Annotated in this window: 8 protein-coding genes and 1 pseudogene; 4 read left to right on the forward strand and 5 right to left on the reverse strand. The window is 64.5% G+C overall.

Going from position 1 to position 9,823, the window contains the following annotated elements:
- Nucleotides 1–35: 35 nt before the first annotated feature.
- Nucleotides 36–407 (reverse strand): ArsR/SmtB family transcription factor, encoded by a 372-nt coding sequence (locus ACIQ17_RS25770; RefSeq protein ID WP_398472129.1) that lies wholly within the window; start codon nucleotides 405–407, stop codon nucleotides 36–38.
- Between the two features lie 45 nt (nucleotides 408–452).
- On the opposite strand from ACIQ17_RS25770, the gene ACIQ17_RS25775 reads away from it, so the two are divergent.
- The gene (locus ACIQ17_RS25775) at nucleotides 453–974 is read left to right on the forward strand and encodes a DUF6428 family protein (protein ID WP_398472130.1); all 522 of its coding nucleotides are present in this window, start codon (nucleotides 453–455) and stop codon (nucleotides 972–974) included.
- A gap of 50 nt (nucleotides 975–1,024) precedes the next feature.
- Here the strand turns inward: ACIQ17_RS25775 and ACIQ17_RS25780 are convergent, their stop codons facing one another.
- Entirely contained in the window at nucleotides 1,025–1,729 is a 705-nt protein-coding gene (locus tag ACIQ17_RS25780; RefSeq protein WP_398472131.1) for a hypothetical protein, read from the reverse strand.
- A gap of 137 nt (nucleotides 1,730–1,866) precedes the next feature.
- Here ACIQ17_RS25780 and ACIQ17_RS25785 point away from each other — a divergent pair, with 137 nt between their 5' ends.
- Complete coding sequence (locus tag ACIQ17_RS25785; protein ID WP_398472132.1) at nucleotides 1,867–2,358, forward strand: heme-binding protein; 492 nt, start codon at nucleotides 1,867–1,869, stop codon at nucleotides 2,356–2,358.
- A gap of 111 nt (nucleotides 2,359–2,469) precedes the next feature.
- Here the strand turns inward: ACIQ17_RS25785 and ACIQ17_RS25790 are convergent, their stop codons facing one another.
- The 3 genes from ACIQ17_RS25790 to ACIQ17_RS25800 all read right to left on the reverse strand — a co-directional run bounded on the left by ACIQ17_RS25790 (nucleotide 2,470) and on the right by ACIQ17_RS25800 (nucleotide 7,624).
- The gene (locus ACIQ17_RS25790; RefSeq protein ID WP_398472133.1) at nucleotides 2,470–3,678 is read right to left on the reverse strand and encodes an ABC transporter substrate-binding protein; all 1,209 of its coding nucleotides are present in this window, start codon (nucleotides 3,676–3,678) and stop codon (nucleotides 2,470–2,472) included.
- A 30-nt stretch (nucleotides 3,679–3,708) separates the two neighbouring features.
- Nucleotides 3,709–5,445: a class I adenylate-forming enzyme family protein gene (locus tag ACIQ17_RS25795; RefSeq protein ID WP_398472134.1), complete on the reverse strand. Its 1,737-nt coding sequence runs from the start codon at nucleotides 5,443–5,445 to the stop codon at nucleotides 3,709–3,711.
- Nucleotides 5,446–5,731: 286 nt separating this feature from the next.
- A complete protein-coding gene (locus tag ACIQ17_RS25800) occupies nucleotides 5,732–7,624 on the reverse strand; it encodes a sigma 54-interacting transcriptional regulator (RefSeq protein WP_398472136.1) in 1,893 nt (630 codons plus the stop codon).
- A 165-nt stretch (nucleotides 7,625–7,789) separates the two neighbouring features.
- Here ACIQ17_RS25800 and ACIQ17_RS25805 point away from each other — a divergent pair, with 165 nt between their 5' ends.
- The gene (locus ACIQ17_RS25805; RefSeq protein WP_398472137.1) at nucleotides 7,790–9,169 is read left to right on the forward strand and encodes a CmpA/NrtA family ABC transporter substrate-binding protein; all 1,380 of its coding nucleotides are present in this window, start codon (nucleotides 7,790–7,792) and stop codon (nucleotides 9,167–9,169) included.
- Nucleotides 9,170–9,347: 178 nt separating this feature from the next.
- Nucleotides 9,348–9,823, forward strand: a pseudogene (locus tag ACIQ17_RS25810) (nitrate ABC transporter, permease protein); the annotation flags it as partial.

Below are 9,823 nucleotides of genomic sequence, written 5' to 3' on the forward strand. Positions count from 1 at the left end.
GGCCACCCAGACGGAGAGATAGCGCTCGAACCTGCTCATGACACCTGCAGCGCCTTTTTGCGCTTCGTCGCCTTGGCCGGCGGGCAGCACGACGCGGCCAGCGCGGGCGTACAGATCTCGGGATGGCCCGCGCAGCAGTCCTTCATGAGAAACTGGATCAGGCTGGAGAGCGTCTCGTAATTGGCGGAATAGATGATCGACCGCGCCTCCCGGCGCGAGCTGACCATGCCGGAATGTTCGAGGTCCTTCAGGTGAAACGACACATTTGACGGCGCGACGCCGGCCTTGTCAGCGATGGCGCCGGCCGCCATGCCCACCGGCCCGGCGATCACCAGCATGCGCACGATGTTCAGGCGCGTCTCCTGCGACAGCGCGCCGAAGGCGAGGGTGGCTTGACGTTCGTCCATCGACGATCCTATATTTCAACAAATATCAAAATGAGGATAGTCGAGATGACGGCTGCTGCCAACCCCGTTTCTGCGCAGGATTCAACCGAGGAGCTGTCGATGGCTTCGCTGTTCTGCGGCCTGGCGGGTCACGAGGACAAGGCGCTGGTGTTTCACTATGACGGCCGGGATGTGCGGCCGAGCTATCATGTGACCGAAGTGAAGACGGGCGCCTTCAACGCGCTCGACTGCGGCGCCAATCCGGAAAGCTGGCAGGAGACATTCATCCAGCTCTGGGACATTGTCGAAGACCATCGCGGCCATATGCCGGTCAGCAGGTTTCTCGCGATCATGGGCAAGGTGGCGCAGAGCGTGCCGTTTCCTACCGAGGCGCGGCTGACCTTCGAAGTCAGCGATGGCGTGGCGCCGATGCAGCTCTACAAGGCCGATGCGATCAGCGTGGATGGCGGGATCGTCCGCGTGCCGCTCTCGGCGCGCCCGAGCAGCTGCAAGCCGCGCGATCGCTGGCTGGAGGAGCAGCGATCGCCCTGCTGCGGGCCGAAGGCGAGCGAGCCCTGCTGCGGATAGGCTGCGATCCATCGGCGGAGCCGGGATCTCGGATACACCGTTTTCCGCGCTTATCTTCGTCGCCGCGGTCCTCGCGGCCGGAACGCGGGATTGTCCCGCTCCGGCGGCGTGTACGCCTCTTCCAGCAGCGCCATCGCTTCATCGGGGATGTGCTCGATCCTGACGCCGCTCCGGCGCATCTCCTTCAACGCGGTGCGGATCGCGGTGTCGCGATCAATCCAGTACTGGCCGGTACGTGCCGGCGAATCCAGATGCTTTCGCTGGCGGCGGCGCGGCGTGGCTTCGAGGCGCGCCATCTTCACCACCTGCATCGCTGCGATCAGCCGGTCCAGATCGACCGCCGGGCTATTCCACAGCTGGGTCACGCAGCGCTCTGCCAGCGTGTACAACTTCTCGCGCAGCACACGCAGTTTCAGCCGGCGGCCGGCGCGAGCGCCCGGTACCGTCTCGCTGGCCACAGGTGCAAGCGGGTGACGCGTCCAACCATTGTCCCGTGTCCAGACCCTGACGGTGCCGTGGCTCACGCCGGTCTTCGCCGCGATCTGCTTGTAGCTCAGCGGCGTCTGCTCGATCAGCCGGCGCACCGCCGCCACCGTGGCATTGGTGTGCAGCCGCTTGCAGCCCTTCGGGCGGCCGGGAACGGGAGGCGGCCCGCTGTCCTCATCAGCAGTCACGCGAAGACGCAGCACAGGCTCCTCGGAGGCGTCGTGGACGCGGGGCCCGTGGTTGAAGAGGGGATTGAAGGGATGTGCCATGCGGGGACTATATGCCTATTCGCGGAGGTTGCAAGCGGCGCGGCCGGTTGCATCGCAGCAACGAATTTGCGGGGACCGCGCGGATGAAACCGCACAGCGCAGTGTTTCCCTCAGGCCAACAACAAAGGGGGAAACACATGCGTTCACTGATCATCGCCGCCGTCATGGCGTCCGCCATCGGGCTTGCGGCACCGGCCGCGGCACAGGCGCCGGAGACCGAGAAGAACATCTCCATGGGCCTCGCCATGGCGATCATCCAGGGCACGCTCGAGCAATGCACCAAGGATGGCTACAAGGTCTCCATCACCATCGTCGACAAGGCCGGCAATGTCGCGGCGCAGCTGCGCGGCGACGGCACCAATCCGCATACGATGGAGTTCAGCCGGCTCAAGGCCTGGACCTCGCGCACCCGCGGCCAGACCTCGCTGGAATTCATGAAGGTGACCGCCGATCCCGCCAATGCCTATCTGCGCCAGATCCCGAACGTCGTCGCCGTCGGCGGCGGCGTGCCGATCAAGGCGGGGAACGAGATTATCGGCGCCATCGGCGTCTCGGGCGCACCGGGCGGCGAGAAGGACGAGGTGTGCGCGAATGCGGGGATCGCGAAGGTGGAGGCGGCGCTGAAGTAAGGCGCGGATTTGTAGCCCGGATGGAGCGCAGCGTCATCCGGGATTCGGAGCATCCGCATGTCGCCGGTCCCCGGGTTACGCTGCGCTCCACCCGGGCTACGCGCCTCAGCCTCACTCCACCGTCACCGCCTGCAGCTCCACCCAGTCCTGGCCGTCGAATTTCTGCACCACCAGGCGCTTGAACGGCACGTAATTGTCCGGGCTCGTATTATAGGTGGTGCCGGGCAGCAGCGACGGCGCCTTGAGATCGGTCAGATGCGTGGCGTGATAGAGCAGGTTCTCGCGCGTCAGCTCGTCGCCGCAGGCCTCGATGATCTTGCCCATCACATAGGCGAAGGAATAGACGGCGAAGCCGATCTCGTTCTTCGGGTCTTCATTGGGCAGATACTTCTTCATGAAGGCCTGATAGGCGAGCACGTCGGGATCATTGGCGAAGCGGGGGCTCGATACCTGCTTGTAGGGCGTGGCGGCGATGATGCCGGTGACGGCATTGAGGCCGGCGGCTTCCAGGAACTGGCGGCCGACCGACGGGCTGACCACCAGCTGCAGCGGCTTCCAGTCGAGCTCATAGGCCTTCTTGAAGGATTGCGACGAGGCCTTGCCGAGCGAGACATTGAAGAACACATCGGCGCCCGATGATTTCAGCTGCGCGATCTGCGAGTCCAGCGTCGGATCGGTCAGTTCATAGGGCACTTCCTTGACGATCATCTTCGCGGCCTTGTCGCCGAGGCCCTTCTTGAAGCCGGCCACATAGTCGCGGCCGAAATCGTCGTTCTGCATCAGGATCGCGACCTTTGCGTCCGGCTTGGTGGACAACAGATACTTCGCGAGGATCTCGCCTTCGGTGCCGTAGAGATGGAAGGCGGGCGTCGACCATTTGAAGGTCTTCGGTTGATTCCATTTATTGGCGCCGGTGGAGAGCAGCAGCTGCGGGATGCCCTTGCCGTTGAGATATTTTTGCACGGCCGATTGGGCGGCGGTGCCCGACGAGCCGAACAGCGCCAGCACGCCGTCATCCTCCACCAGCTTGCGCGTCTGCTCCACTGTCTTCGGCGGCGAGAAGGCGTCGTCGAGGGAGATCAGGTTGATCTTGCGGCCATTGATGCCGCCTTTCTCCTCGTTCAGCATCTTGAAGTAAGCGACTTCGGTGCGGCCCTGGATGCCGTGGATCGACAGCGGGCCGCTATAGGGCATGGTCTGGCCGAGCTTGACCTCGGTATCCGTCGCGCCCTCGCTGTATTTCTTGTCGGCCGCGAGCGCGCCGCCGGCGAGCAGGCATGTGGTGGAGAGAACGGCCAGTGTCGAAACCAATCGCTTCATCGTCACCTCCCGGGGTGCATCGGCCTGTTGTCAGGCCTGTTTGAGCAATTCTTCGCGCAGACGCGTCTTGATGATCTTGCCGCTGGCCGTGCGCGGCAGCTCGGTGCGGCGGATGTCGATATGCACCGGCAGCTTGAACGCCGCCACGCGCGGCCGCAGATGGGCGAGGATGTCCGCCTCCGTCAGCGCGGCACCATGGCGTGGCTGCACGACGGCGGCGACGACCTCGCCGAGCACGCGGTCCGGCATGCCGACAATGGCGGCATCGATGATGTCGGGATGCGCCAGCAGCGCGTCCTCGATCTCGACGCAATAGATGTTCTCGCCGCCGCGGATCAGCATGTCCTTGGCGCGGTCGAGCAGATAGACGAAACCCTCCTCATCCATGCGGACGATGTCGCCGGTGCGATACCAGCCGTCGCGAAAGGCGTTGGCGGTGCCGGTGGGGTTGTTCCAGTAGCCCTTGACGACATTGGCGCCGTAGATTTCGAGTTCGCCGATCCCGCCCGCGGGCAGGATCTCGCCATTGGCGCCGATCACCCGCAGGTCGCAGCCGGGCACCGCGGGGCCGACCGAGTCCGGCCGCGCGAGATAGTCCTCGGCGCTGTTGGAGGTGGAGACCGATGATGTCTCGGTCGCGCCATAGCCTTGCGCGGCAAAACGGCCGGGAAACAGCGCGGCGATTTTTCGCGCCAGTTCGGGGGCTGCGGCGGCGCCGCCATAGGAGAGGCCTTCGAGGCTGGACAGATCGCGGGTCGCGAAGTCCGGCGACTCGATGAGCTGCCATGTCATCGACGGCACGCCCGACATGCCGTTGACGCGCTCGCGCTCGATCAGTTCGAGCGCGGTCTCGGCATTCCATTTGTACATCAGCACGATCTTCGCCCCATTGGCGAGGGCCGGGATCATCGCCGAATGACAGCCGGTGACATGGAAGAACGGCACCGGCAGCAGGATCGCTTTCTGTGCAGCCGGCGGCGCGGGCAGGGCGTCGCCGCGCCGGATGGCGGCGCGGGCGGCCGCGAAGGTGATGTTCATCAGGTTGCAGGCGACGTTGCGATGCGTACCCAGGGCACCCTTGGGCCGGCCGGTGGTGCCGGATGTGTAGAGGATGGTGGCGTCGTCATCCGGCGCGATACCGTTGTCCGGCGGCGCGCGGTCGGGCAGCGCGGCATAGCCGGCGGGCGATCCGATCAGGTCTTCGAGCGCCGTCGCCGCGCCGAGATCTTTTCGCGGCGTGCGCACGGCAATCAATCGCGCGTCACTGCCGCCGTGTGCAGTGAGGCGCGCCAGCCGCTCGGCATCGACGACGGCGACACGTGCGCCGGAATCGCGCAGACCGTAAGCGAGGTCATCGCCGGTGCCCCAGGCATTGAGCGGCACCGCCACGGCGCCGATCGATACCGCCGCCCAGAAGGCGATCGGCCATTCCGGAAAATTGCGCATGGCAATGGCGACGCGATCGCCCTTGCGCACGCCGAAATCCTCGGCGAGCCGCCAGGCCAGCGCAGATGCCCCGCGAAAATGGGCGTCGAAGGTCAGGCGCTCATTGTCGTAGACGATGAAGACACGATCGTTCCATTGGCGGCTGGCCTCGAAAATGGCGCGCAGGTCGCGATGCGCGTTCTTGTAGACGCGCACCGGGCGGCCACGGACTTGCGCGGTTTCCATTTCATAGGGCGCGCCGGGCGCGGTGAGGAGGCGATGACTTTCGGCGAGCGAGACGGCCGGCCACGGACGTTGCTCGGCAGCACTTGCTTGCGCCATCGTCTTCTCCCGCATGCAACGAGTCTGATTGCTCGTCTTGCGAGAGAGTATGTCGAGGCGTTCTGGGCCGGTCAATTCGCGTGGCAACGAAACAACGCATGCCACGTCTGCGCGAGTCGTTTCGCCGCGCGGACTTAGTGCATTGCACTCCTATCTTGTCCCGGACGCGATGCGGCATTCTTATGCCGCTTCGCAGAGCCGGGACCGCATCAAGCGCCGGAGTTCGGTACGGTCCCGGTTCTGCGAAGCAATGCTGCGCATTGCATCGCGCCCGGGACAAGGTTGGTTATCGCTGTCCGCGCGGTGCTTCGATCCCGAGTGCCTTCATGCGCGAGGACAATGTCGTCGGTCGCATGTCCAGCAACTCCGCCGCGCCGCCGGGTCCGAAGATTTTTCCGGATGTCGCGCTGAGCGCCGCGAGGATGTTGCTGCGCTCGTGGTCGCGCAGCTCGCCGGATGTCATCACCGTCGGCCGCACCTCAGATTTCGCGCGCGGGCCTGTGGCCGCTTGCGGGCCGGCGCTGTCGGGCAGGTCGATGCGCAGGCGGCCGTTCTGCGCGAGGATCACCGCGCGCTCGATCACGTTCTGCAGCTCGCGCACATTGCCGGGCCAGTCGTAGCGCGTCAGTTTGCGCGCATCGCCTTCCGAGAGACGCAGGTCCGAACTCAGTTTTTCGCTGAGCAGGAAGTGTTGCGCGAGCAGGGGGATGTCCTCGCGGCGATCGCGCAGCGGCACGGATTCCACGGGGAAGACGTTGAGCCGGAAATACAGGTCCTCGCGAAACCGTCCGCGCTGCACCTCCTGCTTGAGATTGCGATTGGTGGCCGCGATGACGCGGACATCGACATCCCGCGTGCGTTCCTCGCCGACGCGCTCGAAATTGCCCTCCTGCAGCACGCGCAGCAGCTTGCCTTGCAGCTCCAGCGGGATCTCGCCGACTTCGTCGAGAAACAGTGTGCCGCCATCGGCGAGTTCGAAACGGCCGATGCGGTCGCGCACAGCACCGGTGAAGGCGCCGCGCACATGGCCGAAGAATTCGCTCTCGAACAGTTCACGCGGGATGGCGGCGCAGTTCACGCGGATCAGCGGGCGGTGCGCGCGGCCGGAGGCTTCATGGATGGCGCGGGCGATCAGCTCCTTGCCGGTGCCGCTCTCGCCGGTGATCAGCACCGCGGCGGCGGTGGGCGCCACGAGCTTGACCTGTCGCAGCGTCTGCTGGATCGCTGCCGACTGCCCGATGATGCCGCGCGGATTGGTCTCGATGCGGATTTCCTCCTGCAGATAGGCGTTTTCGAGTTCGAGACGCTCGCGCAGGCGGTCGACTTCGGTGAGCGCCGCATGCAGTTTCTCATCCGCCTCGCGGCGCTGGCTGACATCGCGGAACACGATGACCGCGCCGACCACCATGTGGCGGTCGCGGATCGGCGTCGATGTGTATTCGACCCAGACCGGCGTGCCGTCCTTGCGCCAGAACACCTCATTGTCGATCTTGTGCACGGCGCCGTCGCGGAAGGCCGCATAGATCGGGCAGTCGTGATCGGGATAGTGGCTGCCATCGGCGTGGCTGTGATGCATGATGGCGTGGATCTCGCGGCCGACCAGTTCCTCCGCCGTCCAGCCCAGCATGCGTTCGGCGGCGGGATTGACGAAGGTCGCCTTGCCCTCGGCATTGACGCCATAGATCCCTTCACCCGCCGCGCGCAGGATCAGCTGGTTTTCCCGCTCGATATCCTGGAACACGCGCTCGACCCGCTGCCAGGCGGCGATGCCGCCATGCATGTAGTCTTCGGCATCGGCATCGACATGGCGGCGGCGGCGTTCTTCGAGATCGCTCAGCGTGAGTGAGATCAGCAGACGCTCGCCGACCTCCAGCACTGCGCCGGCATATTCGAGCTGCAGCGGCTGGCCGGTGGCATGGCGCGGCGTGAGCGTGCGGGTGAAGTAGCTGCCCTTGGCGAGTACGGCCTGGGTGAACACGATGAGGGCGGGCAGCTGCCCGGCATGCAGCGCGCTGATCTTGATCTCGCGCAGGGTCATGCGGTCATAGCCGAGCAGGGTACAGGCGGCGAGATTGCCGTCGATGATCGCGTCACTGTGCGGATCGAGCAGCAAGGTCGGCTCGATGGCGTAATCGAAAGCGATCAGCCGCAGATCGGGCTCGCGGACCGGCGCATCCATGGTGGACTCCGAGATGTCGTAATCGGGCTACGAAATCTCGTGTAGCACGAAATCTCGTGATTTCCAACGAAGCTCGAAAACGCCTGCGGCACTTGGACTTCTCGGCACCGCCGGGGCTGGCACACTCCTTGAATACTCCTTGGGAGCATCACCGGAGGAGTCACAATGTCCACATTCGACAATCCGTTCGACCCCGATCGCCGCCTGGGCCGCTGCAGCTGCGGACAGCACGACAGCGAGGCCAGCCATGCGGCTTCCTTGCGGCTTCAGTGCGACATCCCGGAGACCGAGGAAAAGCGCTACGAGGGCGTGATCGCCTCCGCCGTGATGCGCCAGATCTTCCCGCAGCAGGCGACGCGGCGCGCATTCCTGCAGTCGGTGGGCGCATCCTCGGCGCTGGCGGCGCTGTCGCAGTTCTTCCCGATCAAGACGGCGACCGAAGTCTTCGCGCAGGGCGCGGGAAAACTGGAGAAGACCGATCTCAAGGTCGGATTCATTCCGATCACCTGCGCGACGCCGATCATCATGGCCGATCCGCTGGGCTTCTATAAGAAGCAGGGGCTCAATGTTGAAGTGGTGAAGACCGCCGGCTGGGCCGTGATCCGCGACAAGACCATCAACAAGGAATACGACGCCTCGCACATGCTGGCGCCGATGCCGATCGCGATTTCGCTCGGCCTCGGTTCGCAGCCGATCCCTTTCACTGTGCCGGCGATCGAGAACATCAACGGGCAGGGCATCACGCTCGCCATGAAGCACAAGGACAAGCGCGATCCGAAGGACTGGAAGGGCTTCAAGCTCGCCATTCCGTTCGACTATTCGATGCACAACTATCTGTTGCGCTACTATCTCGCCGAACACGGCATCGATCCCGACACCGACGTGCAGCTGCGCTCGGTGCCGCCGCCGGAAATGGTCGCCAATCTGCGCGCCGACAATATCGATGGTTTCTTGGCGCCCGATAATATCTGCCAGCGCGCGATCTATGACGGCGTCGGCTTCATGCACATCCTGTCAAAGGAAATCTGGGACGGGCATCCCTGCTGCTCCTTCGCGGCCTCGAAGGAATTCATCACCACGGCGCCGAACTCATTCGCTGCGCTGACGCGCGCCATCGTCGATGCCACGGCCTATGCGTCGAAGGCGGAGAACCGCAAGTCGATCGCGGAAGCGATTGCGCCGGCGGCCTATCTCAACGCGCCGCCGGTGGTGCTGGAGCAGGTGCTCACCGGCACCTATGCGGACGGGCTCGGCGGCATCAAGCAGGACCCCAAGCGCGTCGATTTCGATCCGTTCCCCTGGCAGAGCTTTGCGGTGTGGATGATGACCCAGATGAAGCGCTGGGGACAGATCAAGGGCGACGTCGACTACAAGGCCGTGGCCGAACAGATCTATCTCGCGACGGATACCGGCAAGGTGATGAAGGAGATGGGACTGACGCCGCCGACGACGGCCTACAAGTCGTTCGCGGTGATGGGCAAGGCGTTCGATCCGACCAAGCCGGAAGAGTATGTGGCGAGCTTCAAGATCAAGAAGGCGTCATGAGAATCCGAGCACTCTGCCTGTCGTCCCCGCGAAAGCGGGGACCCAGTAAACACAGATTGTGAGGTTCGCGCTCGAATTGGGAGTGCGGTGTCTACTGGATCCCCGCTCCGCGCGCACCTTCGGTGCGCTAGGCGGGGATGACAAGCGAGTGTGTGGTGATGACCAGAGAACAATCTGAATGACAAAATCCCTCCGCTTCCGCGCGGCCGTCGTGTCCATCGGCCTGTTCCTCGCCTTTCTCGGCACCTGGCATCTCGCCACGCGCCAGAGCGCGAGCACGACGACCATGTCGCCGGAATACGCACGCCTGATGGGCATCACTGCGACCCAGGGCAAATCCGCGATGCCCGGGCCGCTCGATGTCGGCGCAAAGCTCTGGGAGCATCTGAAGCGCCCGTTCTACGACAACGGCCCCAACGACAAGGGTCTCGGCATCCAGCTCGCTTATTCCATCGGCCGGGTCGGGCTCGGCTATCTGATTGCCGTCCTCGTCGCGATCCCGCTCGGCTTCCTGATCGGCATGTCGCCGCTGATGAACAAGGCGCTCGATCCGTTCATCCAGGTGCTCAAACCGATCTCGCCGCTCGCCTGGATGCCGCTCGCGCTGTACACGATCAAGGATTCCTCGCTGTCGGCCATCTTCGTGATCTTCAT

Origin of the sequence: Tardiphaga sp. (assembly GCF_044340795.1) — a bacterium.
In the GTDB taxonomy this organism is placed as follows: domain Bacteria; phylum Pseudomonadota; class Alphaproteobacteria; order Rhizobiales; family Xanthobacteraceae; genus Tardiphaga.

What these genes read in the sequence shown, in the direction of transcription:
- ACIQ17_RS25770 (WP_398472129.1), bottom strand. Translation starts at nt 407, where the DNA reads ATGGACGAACGTCAAGCCACCCTCGCCTTCGGCGCGCTGTCGCAGGAG.
- ACIQ17_RS25780 (WP_398472131.1), bottom strand. Translation starts at nt 1,729, where the DNA reads ATGGCACATCCCTTCAATCCCCTCTTCAACCACGGGCCCCGCGTCCAC.
- ACIQ17_RS25795 (WP_398472134.1), bottom strand. Translation starts at nt 5,445, where the DNA reads ATGGCGCAAGCAAGTGCTGCCGAGCAACGTCCGTGGCCGGCCGTCTCG.
- ACIQ17_RS25785 (WP_398472132.1), top strand. Translation starts at nt 1,867, where the DNA reads ATGCGTTCACTGATCATCGCCGCCGTCATGGCGTCCGCCATCGGGCTT.
- ACIQ17_RS25800 (WP_398472136.1), bottom strand. Translation starts at nt 7,624, where the DNA reads ATGGATGCGCCGGTCCGCGAGCCCGATCTGCGGCTGATCGCTTTCGAT.
- ACIQ17_RS25805 (WP_398472137.1), top strand. Translation starts at nt 7,790, where the DNA reads ATGTCCACATTCGACAATCCGTTCGACCCCGATCGCCGCCTGGGCCGC.
- ACIQ17_RS25790 (WP_398472133.1), bottom strand. Translation starts at nt 3,678, where the DNA reads ATGAAGCGATTGGTTTCGACACTGGCCGTTCTCTCCACCACATGCCTG.
- ACIQ17_RS25775 (WP_398472130.1), top strand. Translation starts at nt 453, where the DNA reads ATGACGGCTGCTGCCAACCCCGTTTCTGCGCAGGATTCAACCGAGGAG.